Source organism: Streptomyces inhibens (assembly GCF_003389455.1).
In the GTDB taxonomy this organism is placed as follows: domain Bacteria; phylum Actinomycetota; class Actinomycetes; order Streptomycetales; family Streptomycetaceae; genus Streptomyces; species Streptomyces inhibens.
Map to the genome: position 1 here is coordinate 57,492 of NZ_QUAC01000011.1, position 24,359 is coordinate 81,850.

19 protein-coding genes are annotated in these 24,359 nt (G+C 72.0%); 4 read left to right on the forward strand and 15 right to left on the reverse strand.

The features are described from left to right. Positions 1-8: 8 nt before the first annotated feature. From DY245_RS01425 to DY245_RS01435, 3 genes are all read left to right on the forward strand, one after another. Positions 9-773 carry an HAD family hydrolase gene (locus DY245_RS01425; protein ID WP_128502532.1) on the forward strand — a complete coding sequence of 255 codons (765 nt, stop codon included), beginning with the start codon at positions 9-11 and terminating at the stop codon, positions 771-773. Beyond that, positions 770-3,172: a glycoside hydrolase family 65 protein gene (locus DY245_RS01430; RefSeq protein ID WP_128502533.1), complete on the forward strand. Its 2,403-nt coding sequence runs from the start codon at positions 770-772 to the stop codon at positions 3,170-3,172. Before DY245_RS01425 ends, DY245_RS01430 begins: the two co-directional genes overlap by 4 nt. Before the next feature lie 149 nt (positions 3,173-3,321). Next, complete coding sequence (locus DY245_RS01435; protein WP_128502534.1) at positions 3,322-3,741, forward strand: STAS domain-containing protein; 420 nt, start codon at positions 3,322-3,324, stop codon at positions 3,739-3,741. Here the strand turns inward: DY245_RS01435 and DY245_RS01440 are convergent. The 3 genes from DY245_RS01440 to DY245_RS01450 form a co-directional block, all read right to left on the reverse strand. Continuing rightward, positions 3,686-4,372, reverse strand: a complete 687-nt coding sequence (locus DY245_RS01440) for a CBS domain-containing protein (RefSeq protein WP_128502535.1) — start codon at positions 4,370-4,372, stop codon at positions 3,686-3,688. The genes DY245_RS01435 and DY245_RS01440 overlap by 56 nt on opposite strands. 128 nt (positions 4,373-4,500) lie before the next feature. Continuing rightward, complete coding sequence (locus tag DY245_RS01445) at positions 4,501-6,831, reverse strand: collagenase (protein WP_128502537.1); 2,331 nt, start codon at positions 6,829-6,831, stop codon at positions 4,501-4,503. Positions 6,832-7,006: 175 nt separating this feature from the next. Next, positions 7,007-7,723, reverse strand: a complete 717-nt coding sequence (locus DY245_RS01450) for a GntR family transcriptional regulator (RefSeq protein WP_128502539.1) — start codon at positions 7,721-7,723, stop codon at positions 7,007-7,009. Between the two features lie 138 nt (positions 7,724-7,861). On the opposite strand from DY245_RS01450, the gene DY245_RS01455 reads away from it, so the two are divergent. Next, positions 7,862-8,722 (forward strand): alpha/beta fold hydrolase, encoded by an 861-nt coding sequence (locus DY245_RS01455; protein ID WP_128502540.1) that lies wholly within the window; start codon positions 7,862-7,864, stop codon positions 8,720-8,722. 87 nt (positions 8,723-8,809) lie between these two features. Here DY245_RS01455 and DY245_RS01460 read toward each other — a convergent pair whose 3' ends face one another. The 12 genes from DY245_RS01460 to DY245_RS01515 all read right to left on the reverse strand — a co-directional run bounded on the left by DY245_RS01460 (position 8,810) and on the right by DY245_RS01515 (position 23,957). Next, positions 8,810-10,336: an AMP-binding protein gene (locus DY245_RS01460; protein WP_128502542.1), complete on the reverse strand. Its 1,527-nt coding sequence runs from the start codon at positions 10,334-10,336 to the stop codon at positions 8,810-8,812. Between the two features lie 2 nt (positions 10,337-10,338). Next, complete coding sequence (locus DY245_RS01465; RefSeq protein WP_220377835.1) at positions 10,339-10,971, reverse strand: 4'-phosphopantetheinyl transferase family protein; 633 nt, start codon at positions 10,969-10,971, stop codon at positions 10,339-10,341. After that, entirely contained in the window at positions 10,968-12,137 is a 1,170-nt protein-coding gene (locus tag DY245_RS01470; RefSeq protein ID WP_220377836.1) for an acyl-CoA dehydrogenase family protein, read from the reverse strand. The genes DY245_RS01465 and DY245_RS01470 overlap by 4 nt, the downstream gene beginning before the upstream one ends. After that, a complete protein-coding gene (locus tag DY245_RS01475; protein WP_128502544.1) occupies positions 12,130-13,314 on the reverse strand; it encodes an acyl-CoA dehydrogenase family protein in 1,185 nt (394 codons plus the stop codon). The genes DY245_RS01470 and DY245_RS01475 overlap by 8 nt, the downstream gene beginning before the upstream one ends. Continuing rightward, positions 13,311-13,637, reverse strand: a complete 327-nt coding sequence (locus tag DY245_RS01480) for an acyl carrier protein (protein WP_128502545.1) — start codon at positions 13,635-13,637, stop codon at positions 13,311-13,313. Before DY245_RS01480 ends, DY245_RS01475 begins: the two co-directional genes overlap by 4 nt. A gap of 26 nt (positions 13,638-13,663) precedes the next feature. Next, a complete protein-coding gene (locus tag DY245_RS01485) occupies positions 13,664-14,848 on the reverse strand; it encodes an acyl carrier protein (RefSeq protein WP_128502547.1) in 1,185 nt (394 codons plus the stop codon). Positions 14,849-14,927: 79 nt separating this feature from the next. Further along, complete coding sequence (locus tag DY245_RS01490) at positions 14,928-15,632, reverse strand: maleylpyruvate isomerase family mycothiol-dependent enzyme (protein ID WP_244942761.1); 705 nt, start codon at positions 15,630-15,632, stop codon at positions 14,928-14,930. A 5-nt stretch (positions 15,633-15,637) separates the two neighbouring features. Further along, complete coding sequence (locus DY245_RS01495; RefSeq protein ID WP_128502550.1) at positions 15,638-16,909, reverse strand: pyridoxal phosphate-dependent aminotransferase; 1,272 nt, start codon at positions 16,907-16,909, stop codon at positions 15,638-15,640. Continuing rightward, positions 16,906-18,291, reverse strand: coding sequence for a KamA family radical SAM protein (locus tag DY245_RS01500; protein WP_220377837.1), 1,386 nt, complete (start codon positions 18,289-18,291; stop codon positions 16,906-16,908). The genes DY245_RS01495 and DY245_RS01500 overlap by 4 nt, the downstream gene beginning before the upstream one ends. Beyond that, positions 18,288-19,967 carry a carbamoyltransferase C-terminal domain-containing protein gene (locus DY245_RS01505; protein ID WP_128502552.1) on the reverse strand — a complete coding sequence of 560 codons (1,680 nt, stop codon included), beginning with the start codon at positions 19,965-19,967 and terminating at the stop codon, positions 18,288-18,290. The genes DY245_RS01500 and DY245_RS01505 overlap by 4 nt, the downstream gene beginning before the upstream one ends. 31 nt (positions 19,968-19,998) lie before the next feature. Then, complete coding sequence (locus DY245_RS01510; RefSeq protein WP_128502554.1) at positions 19,999-22,431, reverse strand: ATP-grasp domain-containing protein; 2,433 nt, start codon at positions 22,429-22,431, stop codon at positions 19,999-20,001. Positions 22,432-22,694: 263 nt separating this feature from the next. Continuing rightward, positions 22,695-23,957: a condensation domain-containing protein gene (locus tag DY245_RS01515; RefSeq protein WP_181923465.1), complete on the reverse strand. Its 1,263-nt coding sequence runs from the start codon at positions 23,955-23,957 to the stop codon at positions 22,695-22,697. Positions 23,958-24,359: the final 402 nt, after the last annotated feature.

The window sequence follows — 24,359 nt, forward strand, 5'->3', positions numbered from 1 at the left end:
CCGTCACTATGACCGGCGCGCCGGCCCTGGCAGCGTGTCTGCACTCGCTGCGGGCCGTGGTCTTCGACACCGACGGGGTCATCACCGACTCCGCCCGGGTCCATGCCGCGGCCTGGAAAGGCGCCTTCGACCCGGTGCTGGCGGCCGCGGGCGGGCAGCGCCCCTTCGACCCGGTGGACGACTATCTGCGCCATGTCGACGGCCGCTCACGGCAGGACGGCGCGGCCGCCTTCCTCCGCTCCCGGGGCCTTGACCTGCCGCTCGGCGACCCGGACGACGCGCCGGGCACGGAGACCGTCCGGGCCGTCGCGGCCCGCAAGGACGAGCTGTTCACCGCGAGCCTGCGGGCACACGGCATCGCCACCTGGCCCGGCACCGTGCGCCTGCTGCGTGCGCTGCGGAGCAGGCGGGTGCCGTGTGCCGCGGTGTCGGCGTCCCGCCATGCCACCGAGCTGCTGACCGCGGCCGAGGTGCTGCCGCTCTTCAGGGCCGTGGTGGACGGCAACGAGGCGCGCCGACTGGGGCTGCCCGGCAAACCGGACCCGGCGCTCTTCGTGGAAGCGGCGCGACGGCTCGGGGTCCCGGCCCGGGACACCGCCGTGGTGGAGGACGCGCTGGCCGGTGTCGAGGCCGGCCGGCGCGGCGGATTCGGCCTGGTGGTGGGCGTGGACCGGACGGCCGGCCCGGACAGCGCCGCGGCTCTGCGCCGCCATGGCGCCGACGTGGTGGTGACCGACCCCGGTGAGCTGCTGACGTCCGGGGAGGGCCGATGACCCGGGCCTGGACCTGGTCGTACGAGGGGTACGACGCGGGCGCGGAACGGCTGCGCGAAACGCTGTGCGCGCTGGGCAACGGCTACTTCGTCACCCGCGGCGCGGCCTCCGAGGTGCTCTCCGGACCCGCGCACTACCCGGGTACCTACGCGGCCGGCTGCTACAACCGGCTCACCTCCATCGTGGCGGGCCGGCCCATCGAGAACGAGGACATCGTCAACCTGCCCAACTGGCTCCCGCTGCGCTACCGGATCTGCCCCACCGACGCCGCTCCGGGACCCTGGCTCTCCCCCGACCACCCCCAACTGACCAACCACCGGCAGACCCTGGACCTGCGGCACGGCACCCTGACGTGCTGGTCGGTCTACAAGGACGAGGCCGGCCGGCGGCTGAGCGTGGAGCAGTGCCGTCTGGTGCACATGGGCGAACCCCATCTGGCGGCGCTGCGCACGGCGTTCACGGCCGAGGGGTGGGCGGGCTCGGTGGAGGTGGAGTCGGGGATCGACGGCGCGGTCCGCAATGCCGGCGTGGCGCGCTACCACGGTCTGGCGGACCAGCATCTGACGGGCTGGGACACCGGGAGCGAGCAGGGTGACACGCTGTGGCTGAGCTGCCGCACCCTCGACTCGGACATCCGTATCGCGCTGGCCGCGCGGACCCGCACCCCCGCCGGCCGCGGCGGAACGCCCCGGACCCAGCTCAGCGCACTGCGGGCCTTCCACACGCTGTCGCTGCCCGTCACCTCCGGATCCACCACGGCCGTCGAGAAGACCGTGGCGCTCTACACCTCCCGTGACCCGGCGATCGAGAGCCCGCGGCACGCGGCCGTCGACTGCGCGCTACGGGCCCCGCACTTCCGGCGGCTGCGGGCCTCGCACCGGCGCGCCTGGGAAGAGCTGTGGCGGCAGGCCAAGCTCGACGTCCCCGGAGACGCGGGCCGGATTCTGCGTCTGCACCTCTTCCATGTGCTCCAGACCCTCTCGCCGCACACCGCCGATCTCGATGTCGGGGTACCGGCGCGGGGCCTGCACGGCGAGGCGTACCGCGGGCACGTCTTCTGGGACGAGCTGTTCGTGCTGCCGTTCTTGAACCTGCACCTCCCGCAGGTCTCCCAGGCCCTGCTCGAATACCGCTACCGACGGCTGCCGGCCGCCTGCCTCGCGGCGCGCGAAGCCGGCCGGGCGGGCGCGATGTATCCCTGGCAGAGCGCCGGCGACGGCCGTGAGGAGACCCAGCAGCTCCATCTCAACCCACGCTCCGGCCGCTGGCTGCCCGACCACTCCCACCTCCAGCACCACGTCGGGTCGGCGATCGCGTACAACGTGTGGCAGTACGGGCAGGCCAGCGGCGACACGGAGTATCTGCACACCAAGGGTGCGGAGATGCTGCTGCAGATCGCCCGCTTCTGGGCCGCCGCCGCGGACTGGGACCCCGCCCTCGGCCGGTACCGCATCCGTGGCGTCGTCGGTCCCGACGAGTACCACGACGGCTACCCGGGAGCCGCGGAGCCGGGGGTGGACGACAACGCCTACACCAACGTCACCGCCGCCTGGGTGCTGATGCGCGCCCTCGATCTGTGCCATACCCTCCCCGAGGCCCATCAGCGGCAGCTGTTCGAGCGGATCGAGCTCGCCCCGGACGAGCCGGAGCACTGGGACGACCTCACGCACCGGCTCCATGTGCCGTACCACCACGGCGTGATCAGCCAGTTCGCCGGCTACGAGGACCTCGCCGAACTCGACTGGGACGGCTACCGGCAGCGCTACGGCGACATCCGGCGACTGGACCGGATCCTGGAGGCCGAGGGCGACACGGTCAACCGCTACCAGGCGTCCAAACAGGCCGATGTGCTGATGCTGGGCTACCTCTTCTCGCCCGCGGAGCTCGCCTCGGTGTTCCGCCGGCTCGGCCACCCCCTCGACGACGACATCTGGCACGCCACCGTCGAGTACTACCTGCGCCGCACCACCCACGGCTCCACCCTCAGCGCCCTGGTCCACGCCTGGGTGCTGGCCCGCGTACGCCGTCCCGACGCCTGGACGTACTGCGAGGAGGCGCTGACCGGGGACGTGGCGGACGTCCAGGGCGGCACCACGGCCGAGGGCATCCACCTGGGCGCGATGGCCGGCACCCTGGACTTCGTCCAGCGCGGTATGACCGGTCTGGAGACCCGTGACCAGGCCCTCTGGCTCGATCCGGCGCCGCTGCCCGAGCTCTCGAAGTTCGGGGTACGCATCCGCTACCGGCGCCACTGGGACATCGACCTGCGCATCCGTGCGGAGCAGGTACGGATCGAGGTACCGGCCTCCGAGAACGCCCCGGTGCGGGTGGAGCTGCGCGACCGGTCGTTCGCCATCGCCCCCGGCACGACCCGCCGGCTCGACCTCCCCGACGACTGACGGGGACCGACCGGCCCCCTCCGGCTTGGCCCGCACGGCCCTGGCGGCCCACCACGTCGGGCGTTTTTCATGGTGGCATGGGCCTGAGACCGAGTCATGGAGACCGGATCGTACGGACAGGTGCCGGATCGTACGGACAGGTGAGAGCCATGATGCTGCGGCAGCCGACGAATGGCGGGACAGGGCGTTCCCTGGGCGCGCCGACCGTCGTCGAACTCTCCGGAGAGCTGGACTACGTGAGCGCAGCGCCCACCAATAGGCGCCTCGACCCCGTGACGGCCGGGATGCGGCCGCACATGGTGCTCGACCTGGACCGGGTCGACTTCCTCGACTGCGGCGGCATCGCGGTGCTGTGCCGGGCCCGCCGCCGGATCCGCGAACGCGGCGGCCGGCTGGCCCTGGTCGTCACCAACCCCCACTTCCGGTGGATCCTGCGGACCGTCGGCCTCGGCGACAGCTTCGACATCCTGGACGGCGCGCCAAAGACCGCGGAGCGGCAACGGGAACCCGCGGTCAGCGGTGCGGGCCGCCCGCCGGCGGTTCCATCCCTCCTGCAACGGGACCGGTGACGTCGAATTCGACGTCCACGACACCCTCGACGGCCCGCACCAGACGCGCCGCGACCGGAATGAGCGAGGTGTCCCGGACCCGCCCGCTCAGCGTGACCACTCCGTCCACCACCGTGACCTGCAGCCCCTTGGCAAGCGCCGGGAAAAGGCGGCCCACGATCTCCTCGCGGACCTCCTGCGCCAGATCGTCGTCGGAGCGCAGAAAGACCTTCAGCAGATCGGCCCGGCTGACGATTCCCTGGAGCATCCCCCCGCCGTCCACGACCGGCAGCCGCTTCACCGACTTGTGCGCCATCGTCCGCGCGGCCTGGGCAAGAGTGGCATCGGCACGCACCGTGAGGGCCGGCGCGCTCATCAGCTCCCCCGCCGTCACCGCTCCGGCCTTGCGCACCTCATCGCTCCACCGCTGCTGCTCCAGCCGACTGGGGTCCGCGCCCCGGAACTCCTCCTTGGGCAGCAGATCGGCCTCGGAGACCACCCCGACCACCCGCCCCTCCCCGGCCAGCACCGGCAGCGCGCTGACCTTCCACTGCTCCATGGTCTCGACGATTTCCTTGAACCGCGCCTCCTCGCCGACCGCGACCACGGTCTGCGTCATCACATCACTGACGAGGTGCGGGGTGTGCCGCATGATGCCTCCTCCGTGTACGGACTGCCGCCGTCTGCCCGACGTGACATCTCCAGCGTGAAAGGTCCGCGGCCCCGCGCAACAGGGGCCGACCGGCCTGTTCGCCCGCCGGTCGGCCGCCCGCTACGCGGTCACCGCCGCAGCGGCCCCTCGCAGCTGAAGTCCGCGGTGCCCGCCTGGCCCGAGGACCAGACGGTGGTCGGGCCGAAGGAGCAGTTCATGTCGGTGAGGTTGTTGGCGGCGGGCTTTGCGCGGTCGAGGAGGAAGTAGTCGACGGTTTCGGACATGTCCTTGAAGATCTGGCTGGGATCGCCGGAGTTGCCGAGGCGGGCGGTGATCCGGCCGGTGCACACGAAGCGGCCGTACGCCGGGTCGTTATTGTCCTTGCACGCGGGCGTGCTTGCGGTGGCCGCGGCGAAGGCGCTCCGCACCTCGTTCGCCTTGGCGAACTTCAGGGAGCGGTTGGGGGTGAACTTGGTGTTGGGGACGTACAGGTCGTCGACCTTGGCGATCTGGTCGTCGAGGAAGGCGTCGTACTGCTGCTGGAGCGCTGCGTCCGACCCCTGCTGGTTGCGCCAGGCATCGAAGGCGGCCGGATCGTTCTCCCGCAGATGCCTGTACATCTCCTGGAGTTTCCCCGGGTGGTCGCGCCACAGGAACTCGAAGAACGTGCCGGCGTAGTTGTAGAAGCGGAAGCCGTCGCCGTCGTAGGTCGCGTGCAGCAGCTGGTTGACGCTCATCCGCGGGCCGCCGTTCGATGTGTCCGCGATGATGCCCTTGACGAGCGACCGGCGGACGGCGATGCCGTCGTCGCGGGTCGAGCCGTCGAAGAACTCGGCGCTGCCCTCGTCCATGGCGGTGGTGCGGTCGCCCTCGTACCAGGGGCCTTCGCCGAAGAAACCGGGCACGGCGAAGCGGCCGTTGAGGTAGTGGACGTACTCGTGCCGGAAGAGCTCTTCGAGGGTGAGGGTGGAGTCCTGGGGGACGCGGCGCTGGTAGGTGTAGAAGGTCGCGCCGTTCTCGATGTAGATGCCGCCGTTGTTGGTGCCCATGCCGGTGAGCAGCGGGTGGTAGATCTGGTAGTCGGCGCGCGAGGCGTACAGGACGATGTTGAGCGTGGTGTTGGGGTCGCCGTCCAGCGGCTTGTCGGTGCCGAGCACCCGGTGGAACTGCGCCCTGACCTGCTTGGAGGCGTAGTAGAGCTGGTCGACGGTGGCGCGGTCGAGGGCGGTGCGGACCTTGATGGCGCCGTTGTCGTAGGAGTACGTGTTCGGGAAGATCTTCTTCTCGATGTCCTCCTTGCACACGCCGTACGGCTTGCAGGCGTCGAAGGTGTTGAGCCACGAGGCGACCTTGGCCCAGGGCTCGCTGCCCTCGCCGAAGTTCCGGACGGCGGTGCCGAGAAGCGCACCGAGGTCCTTGACGATGTTCGGCCTCAGGGACTCGATCTCGCCGAACCGGCCGTACTCGCCGAGCGCGTCACGCACGACCCATGCGTTTTCGGTCCCCTTGAGGTGGGTGTAGTCCACGAAGGCCTTGAAGGTGGCGCGGTAGGCCGGGTCGGCGACGACCGCTGCCTGGAACTTGGCGTCCTGGTTGCCGGAGTAGACGCCGAGGTAGTTCAGCGAGAGAGCTGCGAGGGCGGCGCCGCCCCAGGCGCGGTTCTTGTTGGTGCCGGTGTGCTGCGGGTCCATGGTGGCCAGGACCTTCTTGACCAGGCCGAGTTGGTACTGACGTCCGCCCGGGCCCACGCCGTACAGGGCTTCCCGCAGGGTGTTGCCGTTCTCCGCGGTGGTGTCGAAGGTGTGGGCCGCGGCGCCGAAGGCGTCGACCGCGGCGCGTACCGCGTTGACGGTCTGTTCGTCGGTGGTGTCGATCTCGTCGTGGGAGAAGTCCTGGTACGCCACCGCGTGCAGATACGTGAACATCTCGTACAGGTGGCTGGTGTTCTTGCCGTCGTGGGCGGCGGCGAGACTGACGATGCGCCGGGCCACGGCCTGGACGTGGGCATCGGACATCACGGGTATGAGCCGGGGGTCCCAGTTCCAGACGAGCTTGCGCAGACAGTCGTCGGCGGTGACGGCGGGGTCGGCGAGGAAGTCCGCGAACCGCTCGGGGCCGAGGCCGGTGATCCCGTCGAGGGTGCAGGGTGCGACGGCCGGTCTCGCGTGGTGCGCGATGCCGGTCTTCTTGGTCTGGGGCCCCGGTATGCGGCCGTTCTTGGTGACGGAGCGGGGCGCCGGCGCGGGTGAGGCGTCGAACGTGGGCTGTGTGGCGCGGTGTTGGACGTGGTCGAAGGGGTTGTCGGTGGTGGGGGCCGCCGCGGCCCGGGGCTGCCTGGACTGTGCCTGCTGTGTGGGAGCGGCGGGCGCGCTGGGCCGGGCTGCGGCCTGGGCGGTCTGGATGGCCGGCAGGGCGAGGGTGGTGGCGAGGGTCGTGGCCAGCAGGAGTCTGCGCGGCATACGCGGGTGTGACACCTGAACCTCCGAGGGGGGTGGGGGGTTGAGCGGGGGGAGAGGCAGAAGCCTTCACTCCACGAAGTGTGACCCGTAACATAGTAATGTGAAATTGCACTGACAAGCCCTCAGGAGCTTCTTGTTCAGAAGGTGTCGAGATGATGAACGACCCGACGGGCCGTCAGTCCTGGTGGAGGCCCTGACGGTCCTGGGGGTTCGGCACCGTGCGGTCATCGCGTCCCTGGGCCCACAGCGAGCGGATATGCCCGAGATGGCGGGCCATGCAGTCCTCGGCCGCCTCGGCGTCCCCCGTCAGCATCAGATCGAGGAGTTCGAGATGCTCCTCGGCGGACGGCAGCAGCTGGTTGCGCTCATCGAGGCGGGTGAGGCCGTAGAGGCGGGAGCGCTTGCGCAGGTCGCCGACCGTCTCGACAAGGCGGTCGTTGCCGCTCAGGCCCAGCAGTTCGAGGTGGAAACGGCGGTCGGCCTCCAGGTAGCCGATCAAGTCGTGCGCGCGGGCGGCGGCGACGATCTCCTGGGCGATCGGACGCAGCGCTTCGAGCTGTTCGCGGGTGGCGGTGCGGGTGATCCGGCCGATGACCGGGGCCTCGATCAGCGCGCGGATCTCGGTGTACTGATCGAGATCGCGCTCGCTGACCTCGGTGATCCGGAAGCCCTTGTTGCGTACGGGTTCGACCAGCCCCTCACGGGCGAGGTCGAGCATCGCCTCGCGCACGGGGGTGGCGGAGACACCGAAGTCGGCGGCGAGACCCGGCGCCGAGTAGACCGATCCCGGGCGGAGTTCGCCCGCTATCAGAGCAGCGCGCAGCTGATGGGCGACCTGGTCGCGGAGCCGCTCCTGAGCAGTGATCAGGCTGCGGTGCTTGAGTTCACCCATCGTGGTCCTCCGAGTTGGCGCGGAGGACCAGCGTACAATGTCACGTTATGCAGAATGCCTGGTGGCAGGCGGCGGGGCCGCGCAGCCGCCGCTGCAAACCGCTTGCCGAGGTCGCCTCGCAATCATGAGGATGGCGCCATGCCTACCTTCACCGCTCCCGACGGAACCGCCCTCGCCTTTCATGTCGTGGGTGAGGGCGAGCCACTGCTCTGCCTGCCGGGTGGACCCATGCGCGCCTCCGCCTACCTGGGCGACCTCGGTGGACTGTCGAAGCAACGGCAGTTGGTCATGCTCGATCTGCGTGGCACCGGCGACTCCGGTATCCCCGTCGACCCGGCCACGTACCGCTGCGACCGGCAGGTCCTCGATGTCGAGGCGCTGCGCCGTCACCTCGGACTGGACCGCGTTGACGTCCTCGCCCACTCGGCGGCCGGCGATCTCGCCCTTCTCTACGCGGCCCGGTATCCCGAGCGCATACGTACCCTCTCTCTGATCACCGCCCGTGCCCGCGCGCTCGGTGTCGACTTCACCGTGGAGCACCGCCTGGAGGCGGCCGCCCTGCGCACGGCCGAGCCATGGTTCGGGTCCGCCCGCGACGCCTTCGAAGCCATCTGGGCCGGCACCGCGACGGACGCCGAATTCGACGCCGCCACCCCCTTCTTCTACGGACGTTGGGACGCGGCCGCCCAGGCACACGCCGCGTTGGAGGTGGAACAGTGCAATGAGGAGGCCGCCGAGATCTACGCGTCGTCCGGCGCCTTCGAGCCCGCCGCCACGCGCACCGCCATCGCCGCGTTGCGCGCGCCGGTTCTGGTCCTGGCCGGTGAGCTGGACGGCGGTCCGCGGCCCCGCATCGCCGCCGCCGCGGCGCAGCTTTTCCCCCAGGCCGAACTGACCGTACAGCCGGGCAGCGGCCACTACCCGTGGCTCGACGACCCCGAGCACTTCACCCGGACCGTCGGCACGTTCCTCCGGCGGTCCGTCGCGGACGAGTCCTAGGCAGCCCCGTCCCGTCCAGCGCCCCACGGAGGTTGAGCACATACTCCGGCGGGCGCCCTGGCCGGACTCGGCGTAGCCGCGCGGGCGCTACGCCGGATGGCCCGGTATCCCGAGGAGTTCGCCGAGGGCGGCCCGGTCGACCTTGCCGTTGCGGTTGAGCGGGAGGGCGTCGAGGCCGGTGAGCGTGGCGGGCACCATGTAGCCGGGGAGGCGGTCGCGCAGGGCTGTCCGGAGGCCGTCCTCGGTGCCGGGCGTGCCGGTGTATGCCGCGGTGAGTTCGGTGCCGCCGGGGGTGGTCCGCGGCAGGACGGCCGCGTCCATGACGCCGGGGAGCGCGCGCAACGCCGCCTCGACCTCGGTGAGCTCGACGCGGTATCCGTGCACCTGGACCTGCTGGTCGCCGCGGCCCAGGTGCACCAGAGGCGCGTCCTCCCCCGCGCGGGCGACGCCGTCGCCGGTGCGGTACCAGTGGGCGTCGGTCAGCGCGGTGGTGGGGTCGTACGGGGACCCGTCGGGCGCAAGGAAACGGTCGGTGTTGTTCGCCGGATCGAGGTAGCCGGGGAAGCGCTGCGGGCCGCGGACGCACAACTCCCCTTCATGCAACAGAAGTTGTACCCCCTCGTGCGGAGTGCCGATCGGGACGGTGCCGTTGGCGGGCGCCGGCCAGTCGGAGCGGTCCGGCGGAAGGCGGTAGGCGGTGCAGGTGACGGTCAGTTCGGTCGGGCCGTAGGCGTTCTCCACCTGGCTGAGCGGGGCGGCCTGTTGCCATGCCTCGGCCTGCTGGAGTGTCAGCGGCTCCCCGCAGAACATGCTGCTGCGCAGCGTCGGCATGCTGCCCGGCCGGAGCGCCCGGAACCGCTTGGCGATCGAGATCACCGACGGTACGGAGTTCCAGTGGGTGAGGGCGTGCCGGTTGACGAAACGGACCGGGGAGAGCAGGTCGTCGCGGGTCGGTACGACCAAGGTGGCGCCGCTCCCCCAGGCGGTGAACATGTCGTGGACCGAGGGGTCGAAGGTGAGGTCGAAGGTCTGTGAGAAGCGTGCGCCGGGGCCCGCCACACAGCGCGGGACGACATGCGTGAGGTAGGCGCAGATGTTCCGGTGCTGGATCGGGACGCCCTTGGGGACGCCGGTAGAGCCCGAGGTGAAGAGGATGTAGGCGAGGTCTTCGGGGCGGGCGGGGCGGATCGCGGGGAGCGGTGGGGCGGTGAGACGGAGCAGTTCGGGGTCGGTCAGGGTGAGCGTGGGAGCGTCGAACCGGCCGGTGTTCTCGGCGGTTCCGTCGGCCAGTACGGCGTCGAGCTGTGCCGCTCGTGCGATCCCGGCGTTGCGCTCGGCGGGGAAGGAGGGGCCGAGGGGGACGACCGCGGCGCCGAGGCGCTGGATGGCGAGGTATCCCGCGTAGGCGACGGCGGTCCGGGCGGCCAGCAGTCCCACCCGGCGGGGCGGTTCGCCGTCGAGGTGGCGCAGGAGGTGTGCGGCGAGGGTGTCGACGAGCCGGGCGAGCTCGGTGTAGGTCAGCTCGGTGTCGCCGATCTCCAGGGCCGGCTGGTCCGGGTGGCCGGTGGCCGAGGCCGCGAACCAGTCGTAGAGGGTGTGCCGTTCGGCGGGCATGCTCACCGTGTGCCTTTCCGGAGTGTCTCGGCCGTCGGGAATGCGCAGCTGAGAGGGGTCGGGGAGTGGTCGCGCAGACTGATCCAGCGGTAGCCGCCCCAGCGGCCGGTGCGGGCGCCGGGCGGCACGTCGATGGTCCAGGGGCGACCGGCGAACCCCGTCCCGTCGGCCTTGACGCATGCCTCCTGGGCGGTCCACACCCAGGCCACCTCCTCGGCGGCCCGCGCCGGGGGCAGCGCGGCGAGCTGCTGGGCGTGTTCGTGCAGCAGCCGTCGGGTGAACGAGGCGGTGACGGAGGGGGCGGGGCGTTGCAGATCCACGCCGAGGGCGCGTCCGGCCGCGACGCCGGCGGCGAGTGCACCCTGGCTGTGCGAGACGCTGATGCCGAGGCCGGGACGGCCGCGCAGCCAGGGTTTGCCGCGCCGGTCCGGGACGATGTCCGCCTGGGCCAGGGCGGGCCGTACCGCGGCGATCAGCTCTCTCAACAGCGCGCGGCCGGTGAGGAATTCCTGCGCGCGCCACGCGGGCATGGCGGCCGCGCGGCGCAGATCGTCGCGGTGGGTGCTGGGTGTGATCCGGTCCGCGGTCGCCGTGGTCACCCAGACCTGGTCCGCCACCAGGAGGGGCGCCGTCACGGCAGGGTGCCGGGCCGTGCCAGGTCGGCCAGTACGCTCTCGGCGGCGTCCGCCAGGGTGCCGAGGACCACCTCGTTCGCGCCGCCGCCGATCCCGAACAGCGCGGCCTGGGCGCGTACTTCCTGGATCCCGCCGGTGGCGAAGCCGGCCGCGCCCCACAGCTGTCCGCACTCCGTGAGGACATGGTTGACGGTGGCGCCCGCGGCGGCCTTGAGCGTGGCGGCCGCCGTCGCATCGTGGTGCCGGGCCACCGCGTCCTTGAACTCCGTTACCAGCGCCCGGAGTTCGCGCACCCGGACCAGGCAGGCCGCGAAGCGCTGTCGTACGGCGTCCAGGTCCCACAAGGTGCCCTCGCCGTGCGGGCGGCCGGACAGATGACGGTGGGTGTCGTCCAGGATGCGGCGGCACAGGGCCACGCCCCACTGCGCCCCGGCGAGCCGTTCGGTGCCGATATGGCGGGCGAAGAGCGGCAGTCCGAAGCCGACCCGGCCCAGCACATGGTCCCGGTCGAGCCGTACGCCGTCGAAGGCGACATGGCCGGCGCCCGAGTCGGCGAACAGCGTGGAGTCCGCCGCGCGTACGGTGACGCCCGGTGCGTCGGCGGGCACCAGGACCCAGGTGAAGTGGGTGAAGTGCCGCCCGGGGCGGTGCCGGGCGAGGACGAGGAAGTGCTCGGCGGTGGTGGTGTTGGCGATCCAGTTCTTCTCGCCGGACACCTCCACGGCGTCGCCCTCGATCCGCACCTGGGTGCGCAGTGCGGTGAGGTCGGTGCCCGCGGTGACATCGGTGGCCGCCAGGGCGACCGTCGCCCGGCCCGCGAGCGCGCGCTCCCGCGCCCGCTGCGCCACGGGGGCCCGGCCCGTCGCGAGGACGGGCAGGGCGGTGGCCAGTTGGACGCTCACCGACAGGGTGGACGCGATCGAGAAGCGGGCGTCGACGGCGGTGAGCAGGTCCGCGAGCCCTTCCGGGTCGACTCCCGCGGGGACCGCGCCGTCGCGATAGGCCCGGGTGATCAGGTCCGCCCGGCCGAGCGCGGCCCATACCTGCGCCCCGCTCGCGGTGCGTGGCAGGGCGTCGAGCGTGGCGTAGGAAGGGGTCTCGCGCCCGTCGCCGGTTCCAGGGGGAGGTGTGGGTGCAGGCGGCTCCTTCGGCGGCGTCTCAGGCAAAGCTCACTCCTTGGTCCCGCAGCGCCAGCCGGCCGTCGGCGAGATGCAGCCGGTCGTTGCTGTAGTTCAGCGGCGCGGAGCGCAGGTCCCGCAGGGCCAGTTCGAGGCGGGTGGGCGAGTCCTTGAGATAGCCGTGCCGCAGTCCGACCGCGGAGACCAGATCCTCCACCGCGGCGAGGCACTGCTCGGATGCGGTGATCTTCAGTGCGTTGAGCTGTAGCTGACGCGCCGGGACCGAGAGGTCGGCGCCTGATTCCACCGTGCGGAGGGTCTGTTGCAGCAGCGCGTGGACGGCGTCCAGGCGCTGGCGCGAGCGGGAGATACGGGTGAGCAGCAGCTCCGAGGACGGATCGAAACGCTCGCGGCCGGCGGGGCTGCGCAGCAGTCGCAGTACGCGGGAGAGCGCCCCGGCGGCCGTGCCGAGCCACACCGCCGACCAGCCCAGATGCGCCAGCGGGCCGAAGACCTGGGCGGCGATCTCGTGGAACGCGCCCTGTTCGCCGACCACCTGGTGGTCGGGAACGCGTCCGGTCAGCTTCAGTGCGACGCTGTGACTGGCGCGCATGCCCATCGGCTGCCAGTCCCCCGATGCGCCGATGTCGAGCTGGTCGCGGTGCGCGTACACCAGCGAGACGTCGTTGGCCGTGGCGGCTCCGGGGCTGCGCATGGTGATGAGGAAGCCGTCGGCATGGGCGCCGCCGGTGACGATGGGCGCGAACCGGTCGATCTCCAACTGGCCGTCTTCGTCGCCCAGTTGAGCCTGTGCGCTGAGCAGATGACCGCCCTTGCCGGCTTCCGTGGTGACGGAGGCGAGGTAGCTCTCCCCCGCGGCGATCCTCGGCAGCAGCTCCTTGCGCAGCCGCTCGTTCCCGTACCGGATGAGGGCGGCGGACTGCTGGCAGTGCATCGCGAAGATCATCCCGAGGGACATATCGCTGCGCCCCAGGGTCAAGGCGGCCGCCACCAGGTCGCGTACGGTGCCGCCGAGCCCGCCGTATTCGGTGGGAACCAGCAGACCGAGCAGGCCGGTGCGGCGCAGCGCGTCGACCGCGTCCACCGGGAATTCCGCGGTCCGGTCGGTGTGCGTCAGATGCTGTTCGGTGACCTCGGCGACCTCGGCGAGAGGGGCCGCCAGGTCGAGCGGCGCCGGGCCCGGGGCGCTGGACCCGGTGCTCATGCGGTCACCTGGCCGGTGGCCTGATCGGTGATCGCGCCGGCGGCCTCGCCGATGCTCTCCCCGTTGGTCTCCTCGGTGGCTTCGTCCGGGAGCTGTGCGGAGATCACCCGCCACAGGCTGCCGGCGGTCGCGAAGGTGGCGTCGTTGAGCGCGTCGTCCGGGAGCGAGATCCCGAAGGTGTCCTCGATCGCGAAGAGCAGCTCGATGGCCTGCATGGAGTCGACGCCGAGCTTGCGCAGGTCGGTGTCGGGGGCGAGGGCGCTCTCGTCGGGGCCGGTGTGCTTGAGGAAGGGTTGCAGAAGTGCGGTGAAGCGGGAGTCCATGGGGGCCTCTCTCGGGTACGGGGTGATCAGCGGGCGATACGGCACAGGTCGTCGACCCGGCGGAGGTTTTCCGGGATGAGGTCGTCGGCGTCGAACTCCCGGCCCAGCTCGCTCTCCAGCCGCTCGACGATCTCGATCAGCCGGAAGGAGCTGAACGAGGCGAACGAGTCAAAGGGGGCGCCGCCGAGCAGCGCGGCCCCGTCCATGCCGAGCACCGCACCGGCCACGGCGGCCACGCGGTGCCGCAGCGCCTCGTCGTCGGGAGACGAGGACGACGAAGACGACGACGAGGTCGAGGACAGGGACGCGGAGAGGGCGGATGCGTCGCCGAAGACCGTGCGGTCGGCGGCGAGGACATCCCGCAGGCGGTCCACGATGCCCGGCGGCTCGGCGCGGCCCCGGGACACCCGGCGGTGGGCGAGATAGGTCTGCTCGACGACCTTGTCCCAGGTGCGCAGATGCTCACGCTCGGCCTCGGTGCCGGGCCCGTCGGCCCGGCCGGCGAACCGCGCACGGTAGGCGGCGTGCAGCTTGCGGGCACGGGCCAGCAGCCAGGTTTCGACGGTGAGCTGCTCCACGGCCCGCGCCCGGTCCGCGTAGTCGTCGTAGGCGCCGAGGTACGCCGCCACATCGGCGTCGTCCACGGACAGCGTGGGAGGCAGTTCGAGGACCGGCCGCAGGCCCCTCGGCTCCAGCTCGATGACCTCGGCCGACTCGATGCCCGCCAGGTCCTCCTCGGGCAGCACCCAGTGGCCGGGCGCGGCCGGTCCCCAGTGGGTCTCGCTGCGGTACGCGTCCGTGACATGCCAGCCGTCGGGACCTGCGGCGAGCAGGAAGCTGTGCTCCATGTGCGTCTGCCGGTGGTAGGGCAGCCAGGGCAGAGGGAAGGAGTCCGCGACGACATAGTGCGCCCGGCCGGCCGTGCGGACCGCCGCCAGCATGTCGGTACGGCGCATGCGCTGCTGCCGTACGACCCGGAGCCCCAGGAGGTCCGGCAGCGCGGGCAGTTGCTCCACCAGCGGCGGGTCGACCGTCGGCAGTCCGTCCGCCCGCTCCCAGGAGCGGAAGCCGAGGGGCGCGCCGAGCCGGAGGTGCGTGCCGGGCCCGTAGTGGTGGTCGGCGAGCACCGCCAGATTGACCTGGATGCAGTCCAGCAGACCGCTGTGGACCGAACCGAGCGCAAAGTGCTCCCGTTCCGCTGTGTCCGCCATATCCGTTCACATTCCTTTCTTGGTCGATGCTGTTCGGGGCCGTGCGGAAGGCAGCCGTGCGGAAGGAGCCGGCTGCCGGTCAGAGCCACCGGGGCAGTACGGGCAGCTCCGCCGTGGCGTCGAGCCGCGCTCCGTCGGAGCGCCCGGCAAGCCATGCCAGGGCATCGGCGGGGGTGCCGGAGACGACCGGGCCGCCGGTGCCGAAGCGGCCGAGCAGCGCACCTGCGCCGTCGCGCAGCGTGAAGTCGGGTACGTCCTCGGCCTCGGCGTAATAGCCGAGTACGTCGGCGAGGATGATCTGCCGTGCCGATGCGGGAATGTCGGCGAAGCCGTATCCGATGTCCAGGTCCACATGGTGCAGTTCGAGTTCGCGCACCCGGATGACCAAGATCCGCCGGGAGGTGCAGAGTTCACCGGTGAAGGGCCGGATGGTCGCCTGCCAGGCGGGGGCGGGCAGCTCCTCGACCGTGCGCCGGAAGTGCGCCGCGGTCTTCCGCACGTCCGCCACCAGCATCGCGGCCGGCCGGTGGGCGCCCGCCTCGATCTCGGCGTCACGGGCCTGCCGGCTCGCGTACTGCGGTGTCTCGACCCCCGTACGGGCCCACTCCAGCAGCCGCTCCAGTGCGGGGACCTGGCGTGCCAGGTGGCACAGGACATGGCCGCGGGTCCAGCCGGGGAGCAGGGACGGGGCCGCGATGTCGTGGTCGTCGAGCGCCGCCAGCCCGGCCAGCAGCCGGTCGGCCGCGGCGGCGATCTCCGCGAAGGATTCCGGGGTGGGGTCCATCTCCTTCACGCTGCTCCCTTCAGCCGGGCGAAGCCCTCGGCGATCCTGGCCAGTTCGCCGGCGATATGCGGCAGGCGGGTGGGATCGTCGGCCCGCAACGCCTCCTCCTGCTGCTGCTCGTTGCCGTACAGCAGGCTGGTGGCGGCCTTGAAGCGCAGCGCGTGCGGGTCGTCGCCCAGCAGATGGCCGGCCAGCACGACGATCCCGGAGTCATCGAGGAGCCGGCCGGCGAGCGACGCCGAGTCGGTGACTTTGCGGCCGGCCAGCAGGTCGCGCAGTGGCTCGAAGTCCGGGTAGACGTAGAACCCGCCGGTGGGCGGGCGGCAGGCGGCGCCCGCTTCGACCGCGATGCGGTGTACCGCCCGGGCCACCGCGCCGTGCAGCCGGGCGCTCGCCCGCATCCGTGCGACGATCTCCGGCGGTTCGGCGAAGGCGTACTCCGCGACCTGCTGCATCGGCCCGGCGAGCGTCGACCAGATTTCGCCGGCCGCCGCGAGCACGGCGTCCCGCAGCAGCTCCCCGGTGTCGCCCTGCGGGAAGCGCGCCACGCCGATCCGCCATCCGCCGAGCCCGAGGGTCTTGGACAGTCCGCTGGTGACGACGGTGCGTTCGGGGGCCACCTCGGCGGGGCTGAGGAAGCCGGTGGTCCCGGGGTCGTGGACGATGTCCCGGTAGATCTCGTCCGAGATGATCAGCAGGTCCTCGGCCCGTGCGAGCGCGCACAGTTCGCGGATCACCGAAGGTGGCGCGAGGGTGCCGGTGGGGTTGTCGGGGAGGGTGAGGACGAGCAGCCGGGGGTCGGCGCCGGTCGCCCGGGCCCGGCGGATCGTTTCGCGCAGTGCGCCCGGTGCGGGGACGCCGCCGCATTCGGTGGGGATCGGCACACCGAAGACCTTCTTGCCGGCGTAGACCGCCTGCGGTGCGTAGGTGTTCCAGGCGGGTTGCGGCAGCAGCACATCGCCGGGGATGACGAGTTGCAGCGCCATCAGCAGTGGTTTGCTGCCCGGGGCGACCATGACCCGGTCGGCCTCGGTGGGCAGCCGGCGCCGGGTGAAGTAGCCGGCCACCGCGCGGCGTACGCTCTCGGCGCCGGCCACCGGGCCGTAGGCGGCGCGCGCCGCGCCGAGCGCCAGCTGCTCGGCCAGCTGCGGCAGCACCGGCAGTCTGGCCTCACCGAACGCGAGATGGACCAGGGACGCCCCCTCGGCGCGGCGCTGGTCCACCAGCTGGTTCAGCGCCAGGTTCGGGGAGGGCGGGGCCACAGTGACGGCGGTCATATCGGGTTCCTTTCCGCGGAGTTGGCGGCCCGGGGTGCACCGGTGTCCGGCGGTGGCGTCCCGGCCGGAGCGGTGCCGCGTACGGCCGCGGCGAGGTCGGCAGGGGTGGCGGGGTCCAGCTCCAGTTCGTCGAGCCAGGCGGCGTCGGCCGAGTAGCGGGCCCGGAACGGCCTGCCCACCAGCGAGGGCGTGCGCGCCTGGAGCATCCGCAGCCGGAAGTAGGCCCCTTCGGGCGTCTCCTCGACCCCGTCCACCACGACCTTGCCGGGTGTCGCCGACATGACCGGGCCGCGCACGGTGCGGGCCAGGCCCGGCAGGGTGCGGTAGGCCTCGGTGAAGATCTGCACGGCGCGGGCCAGCGGCACCTTGAAGTAGTCGTACGGCCCGGTGTCCCGCTCCACGAACAGGTAGTACGGCACCGCTCCGGCGGCCAGCTCCGCCCGCCACAGCTCGCTCCACACCGTGGCGTCGTCGTTGACCCGCGCGATCAGCGGCGCCTGGCAGTAGACCACCGCTCCGGTGGCGCGGATCCGGGCCAGGGCCTGTTGTGCGAGGTCGGTCCGCAGCTCGCGCGGATGGCTGAAGTGGGCCATCACCGCGAGCTGCCGGCCGGAGGCCACGACCCGCTCGAAGAGCCGGAGGACGTCGTCGGCGTCCGCGTCGCTGACGTATCGCTGCGGCCAGTAGGCGACGGATTTTGTTCCGATCCGGATGGTGCGGACCGACGCGACGCCCAGCAGCGGTTCCAGGTGGCTGCGCAGCCGTTCGGTGGACATCACCATCGGGTCGCCGCCGGTGACGAGCACGTCGTGCACCTCGGGGTGGCCGGCCAGGTAGTCGAGGAGTCCGCCGGGGTCGGGGGCGGCGAAGCGCAGATCGGCGTCCCCGATGAACTGCGCCCAGCGGAAGCAGTAGGTGCAGTAGGCGTGGCAGGTCTGGCCCTGGCCGGGGAAGTAGAGCACGGTCTCGCGGTATTTGTGCTGGAGACCGGGGAGTTGTACGCCGTCCTGGCTGGGCACATTGAGCTGCTGCTGGCCGGAGGGGTGGGGGTTGAGGCGGCCGCGGATCTCCTGGACGGCCTCCCGCAGCAGCAGCTTGTCGGCGGGGTCGGCGGAGAGTTTCGCCAGCTGTTCCTCGTCGGCGGCGGCCAGCATGCCGCGCTGCGGGAAGGTCAGCTGGAACATCGGGTCCTCGGGGGCCCGGTCCCAGTCGATGAGCTGGGACAGGACATAGTCGTTGACCCGGAAGGGCAGGACGAGCGACACCCTGCGCACGGTCTCGCGGATGTCGTCGGGCAGCCCGTAGCGCCGGGCGATGTCGTCGATATGGCGCGGGCCGAACGCCCGGAACCGCGCCGGCTCCGGCGGACCGGCCGGCTTCACCGCGCACCTCCCGTACCGCCCGGTTTGCGGTACAGGTCGTCGCCGAGCACCAGGAAGTCCAGGTCCATGGCGCGAAATGCGTTCAGCGCGTCGGCGGCGGTGTTGACGATGGGCTCGCCCCTGTCGTTGAAGGAGGTGTTGAGCAGCACCGGTGGCGCTCCGCGTTGCTGCAGGGCGTCCAGGGCCGCTCCCACGGCCGGGGCCTCGTCGCCGTGCAGCACCTGCGGGCGGGTGGTGCCGTCGATGTGCACCACGCCGGGGGCGACGCTGCGGCCGAGTGCGGTGGCCTTGGCGGCGCCGAGCATGTAGAGGCTCAGGTACTCCTGTTGGTCCCACAGCCGGGCGCCGTATTCGGGCCGGGTGACACCGGCGAACGGGCGCCATTGCTCCCGGTTCTTGAGGGTGTTGACCCGGGTGTTGACGTCCGCGGTGTCCGGTACGGCGATGATCGACCGGCGGCACAGCGCGCGCGGGCCCACCTCGGACCGGCCCTGGGCGACCGCGCCGACCCGGCCGTCCAGCAGCAGGTCGGTCAGCACATCGATATCCAGGTCCGCACGGACCAGACCCGAAATATCCTCCGCCCCCTCCCCGTTGAGGTGATCAGGGGCCCCGACATCCGCGCCCAGATAGGGACTCAACGCACCCGCCCGCCTCCTGGGCGGCCGCACCGTCCATGCGGCCCCCAGGGCGACGCCCGCATCGTGCGGCACTGGCGGCACGTACAGCGGGCCGGGCAGGGTGCCGTTGGTGCTGCAGTTGAGCGCGACCCCGCCGCTGAGGCACAGCTGCTCGACGCCGGACGCCTTGCGGGTGAGCGCGGCGAGATGGGTCACGGTCTGCTCGATCAGGCGCTGCGCGGTGTAGGCGACGAGGATCGCGTTCGGGTCCTCGGTGAGCCGTTCCTCGGGTGCGGTCGGGCCGTCCGCACCGGCGATCTTCGTATAGCGCTCCCGCCACCGGCCGACGACGGTGTCGTACTGCTCCTTGATCTCGTCGGCGGTAGCGCTCCCCCGGCTCTCCGCCAGTGGCTCGACCGCGAGGCGGAAGTCGTCGGCCTCGATGTCCACGAGGGACTCCACCTGGAGCTGTTCGGCGCGTCCGTAGGCGGCCAGGCCCATGGTCTTGCCGGCGTTGAGGAAGGAGAAGCCGAGCCAGGTGGAGGCGGCGTCGTAGGCGTAGCCGAGCGAGGCGGTGCGCTGCCAGGTGCGCTCCAGGCGGGGCTCGGCGCCGTCCTCGTACGTCCAGATGGTGGAGGACTCGTTCTCGCCGTGCCCGTCGATGACCAGCACGCCGGCCTTGGCGAAGGGCGAGGCGTAGAAGGAGGAGGCGGCGTGCGCCTGGTGGTGGGGGACGCGGACGACCTCCGGGGTGCGGTCGCCGAAGTCCAGGCCGACGGCGTAGGCGAGGAAGTCGGCGTCGGTCGCGAAGCGCCGGGGATAGAGCTGCTCGCTGTCCCAGCCGAGGGCGACCACATCGACGTCGGCGGCGGAGATGCCTGCCTGTTCCAGGCAGAAGCGGGCGGCGCCGAGGGGCTTGCGGTAGAGCGAGTGCCGGTGCCGGTTGCAGCGCTCCTCCTCGGTGAAGGCGACGATCTCGCCGTCCCCGTTGATGAGGCAGGCGGCGCTGTCGTGCCAGCCGGTGGGCGGTGCGTTGACACCAAGGATCCAGGTCATGGGTATCTCTCTTCGTCGGCAGGGCGGTCGGTCACGGGAGCGGGGTGAGGCAGTGCCGTACGGCGCACTGGGCGCGGTCGAGCGCGGCGGCGCAGTCCTCGGGGGTGTCGCCCACGGCCACCAGGGCGGCGAGCCGCGGCACGATGCCGCGGGGCGGCAGCAGCAGTTCGCTGCCGGGGGCGGCGAGCGCGATGGCTTCGACGATGCCGGGCTCGGCCGCTGCGGCGGTCAGGTCGAGGGAGCGCACGGTGCCGTCGGTCTCGGGGTAGACGAAGCGGACCTCCGCACAGCGGTCGCGGACGGGCGTGAGCCGGGGCGTGCGGCCGAGCGCGATATCGGCGGCGGCCGCGACCGGGTCGACTCCGGTGGCGAGCGTGCCCAGCAGCGGGATGAAGTCGCCGCCGAGCCGGCCGTTCACCTCGACGATGCGCGGTCCGGTGGGAGTGAGGCGGAGCTCTGTGTGGGTGAGGCCGGTGCGGATGCCGAGGGCGGTGTGCGCGTCGGTGACGACGGACGGCACCTCGTCGGCCCAGGGCTCCTCGTGCCAGGGGGCGACGAGATGCCCGGTCTCCTCGAAGTACGGCGCGAACCCCAGGCGCTTGTGCGCCACATTCACGATCCGTACCGTGCCGTCGAACACCGCGCAGTCCACGCTGATTTCGGGCCCGGGCAGATACTCCTCCACGATCGCGCCGGCCTGGGCCCGGATGCCGGGGAAGGAGGCGGCGAGCGCCTGCTCGTAGGCGCGGGCGACCTGTTCGTCGTCGCCTGCGAGGGTGACGCCGATGCTGCCGGCCAGTCCGCGGGGTTTGACCACGACCGGCCGGCCGAGCTCTTCCGCCGCCGCCAGCGCCTCGTGCCGGGTGTGTACGTGCCGGAACCGCGCCGAGGGCACTTGGGCGGCGTCGAGCAGCCGGCGGGTGGCGAGCTTGTCGCGGCAGCGGCGGGCTGCCTCCGGGCTCATATGCGGCAGGCCCAGCCGGCGGGCGACCGCGGCGGTGCTCTCCAGCAGCGTCTCGTCCCAGGTCAGCACGGCTCCCGGGCCGGGGTGGCCGGTCAGCAGCGAGGCCACGGCGCGGGTGGTGGCAAGGGGGTCGGAGGTGTCCGCGGCGCGGAATCTGTCGGCCACGTACCGCCGTTGCCAGTCGATGTCCGTGCGCTGGACGAGGGCGGTGCTCACCCGTGCGGCGACGGCGCTCAGCGCGTATTCGCGGTAGGGCGGGTTGCCGCAGCCCACCACGACGAGCTGTGCGGGTGCCTGTGGGTCGACGGGGACGCAGTCCAGCGTCGCGTCCCGCATCGTGCGGCGTACGGCGGCCTCGACCTGCGCGCTGCTGTGCCCGCGGAAGCGGAATCTGGCCCCCGCGTGCTCGTACCCGCCGCCGTTCATCAACGCGCCGACCTCCGGGAGGACTTCGGTGTACGGTCCGGCCCCCTGGTGCGAGGTGACCGCACGCACCCGGCAGGGCGTCGGCACCGACGGCGGCACCAGCAGCCAGCCCGCCACCCCGGCCGGGTCGGCAACGGTGCGGGCGGTACGGTCCTCGGTGCCCGTCTGGTGCGCGAACGCGGCGGCCATCAGATCGATGCCGTGCACCTCGCGCCAGATGAAGGGCACTTCGGCCCCGCCCGGCCGGGCGCCGATCTCCAGGACGGTCAGTGCGCCGTCGGCGCTTTCGAAGAGTTCCAGGTGGAAGACCGACGGCCCGGTGAACACCGCGCGGGCCGTGGCGGCGGCGATCTCTTCGATACGGGCGAGGAGTTCACCGTCGTCGATCTCCACCGAGCCGAGGACGGTGCCGGTGGTGAACTCCAGGCAGGTGTGGAGGTAGCGCGACGCCCGCCAGACGCCGAGCCGCTCGCCGGTGAAGATGCCGTCGATGTGCAGAATCCGGTCGGGCAGCCAGGTCTGTACGAGCATCTCGACATCCCGTGGGAAGGCGTATGCGCGCAGACGCTCGGCGGAATCCAGCCGGGTGATGCCCGCGCTGGCGGTGCCCCGCCGGGGTTTGAGCAGGACCGGCCAGCCGTGCCGGGCGGCGAAGGCGGCCACCGCCTCGTGGTCCGGCGCCGCGGCCGTCGCCGGCACCGCCACCTCCGCCGCGGTGAGCCGCTCGGCCATCACCAGTTTGTCGCGCAGCGGCAGCAGGTCGTCGGCGCGTTGCCCGGGCAGGTCGAACTCGCCGCGCAGGTCGGCGGCCAGGTCGAGGTCCGTCTCCTGGAGGGCGGCGATCCGGGTCGGCGGCCCGGCCTGCTCGACCAGCGAATCGATCGCGGCACGGACCGCCTTGACGTTCTCCGTACTGTCCACGAGCCGGACACCGGCGGCCTGTTCGGTGGGCAGATGGCGGGCGGCCCGTTCGGTCGTGAGGTAGCTGACGCGGTGGGCGGTGTGGTCGAGGTAGGCGGCGTAGTCGGCGTAGCGGTCGGTCCAGCGATGGATGATCATCACGTGTTCGGGCACGGGCGGCCTCCTGGGGCAGGAACGAGCACGGGGAAGCGGATGGGCGACAGAAGGCGGCCGGGTGGTTCGGGTCAGCTCAGTGCGTGGCGGGCGGGGTGCGGTCGGCCGGTGCGGTCCGGCGCCACGGGCCCGAAGCGGGCGGACGGCGCCGGAAGCAGCAACTCCCTTATCCAGTAAGGGTTCAGACGCAAGCGGGGCGGGCCGGGCGCGCCGTGGTCCGCCCGCCGCGCCGGCATCGCGCTCCGGCCCTGCCCGCCGCTCCTTCAGTGGCGCCCGGCGGCGCTCAGCAGGCTCTCGTGCAGACCCCACAGCACGTCGGCGCACTGCTCACGGCTGAGGTCCTTGGCGGTGAGCCGGACGGAGAGGGCGGACCCGCTCTCCAGCGCGCGGGCGTAACATCGCGGTCCGATGGTGGTGAAGGGGTCCTCCCAGGTGAGGGCGGGCGGGCTGCCGGGCACCGGTCCGCGGGGCGGTAAGGCGTCGAGGGGGGCCTTCTCCGGTACGGCCACGTAGTTGAAGGCACAGGCCGGTTCGGCGGCACCGGGCATACGGGCGCGCAGCGCGGCGACGGCGGTGACATCGTGCATCCCGTGCCGGAAGGCGCCGAGGCCGCTCCAGTGCACGGCATCGGCGAGCTTGATCAGATCGTCGTTGCGGGCGTCCTCGATCAGCGCGGGTACCCACTGGTTCATCGAGGTCACCACGTTCTTCCAGCGGCTGGAGAACCGGTTGGCGCTCATCAGTTGCACCAGCAGGGCGTCGGCGCCGCACATCCGGGCCACACTGCGGGCGTAGGCCGCGAGGACGACGCTGGAGACGGAGACCCGTGCGCGCTCGGCGACGGTGTGCGCGGCCGGCCGGGCCGGTACGGAGTGCAGGGTGGCCTGGACGACGTCGCCCGCCGTGTCCGCGGTGCGCGGCAGCGCGACCGCGGGGGCGCGGTCCAGCAGCTGCGTCCAGTGGTCGAGTGCCGCGGTCTGCCGACGGAGTCCGGCGGCGCTGTGCTGTTCGGCGGCGAGGTCGGCGGGGCCGGGCGGGGTGGCGCCCAGCCCTTCGGGATCGGCGAGCGCCTGCCGGAATTCCTGGTGCAACAGCTCCTGCGCCCAGGCGTCCGCGGCGATGTGGTGCTTGATGAACAGCAGATGCGAAGGGGCTCCCCCACTGGTCAACAGCCGTGCCCGCCAGCCGTGTTCGCGACCGAGGTCGAAGGGCTGGGCGGCCAGCTCGGCGGCGAGGTCCGCGGGCGCGGCGTCCCCGCCCTCGATGACCGGTAGCGCGTCGTGAAAGCCGGTGTCGGGCGGCAACTGGCCCGGCGCATCGGCGTCATGGACGTCGTAACGCGTTCGCAGAGACGGATGGCGGGTGGCGACCACCCGCAGTGCCGTACGCACCTGCTCCGCGTCGATGCCCCGCGGCAGCGGCCAGACCGCCGCGTTGTTCGGCTCGTGCCATCGCCGGGCCGGCAGGCCCCGGATGTCGTGCCATACCGAGAGCTGGCCCAGCGAAAGCGGTCCTGCCTCGGTCATACGCTCCCCCATTGGCGCACTTCCATCATGCGAAAGATAAATTCCGTGCAGGGCTGACGCTGCCACAATCCGTTGAAGTCTGTCCAGGTTCAATCGGCGCCGGATACCCCCTCACCCGCAAGCCCGAACACCCGCCGACAGCAAGCCTTTTGCGCCACGCCCATACAGAGACCCGGCCGGAAACCACTCCCGCGAGAGGCGCCCCGAAATACCCAAAAGTGATCCACCTCACACACCACCCGCACCGCGGACATGAGAACCTGACCCCACTCTCCGGAATTCAACTTCCGCAGAATGGAAGTGTGGGGGGCGGGGGCGGCCATGCCGACCGCCGGCCGGGGCGCCCATCCAGGGCAGCCTCCGCGCACGGCACCCAGGAGCCGTAGGACCGCGAACTCCCCC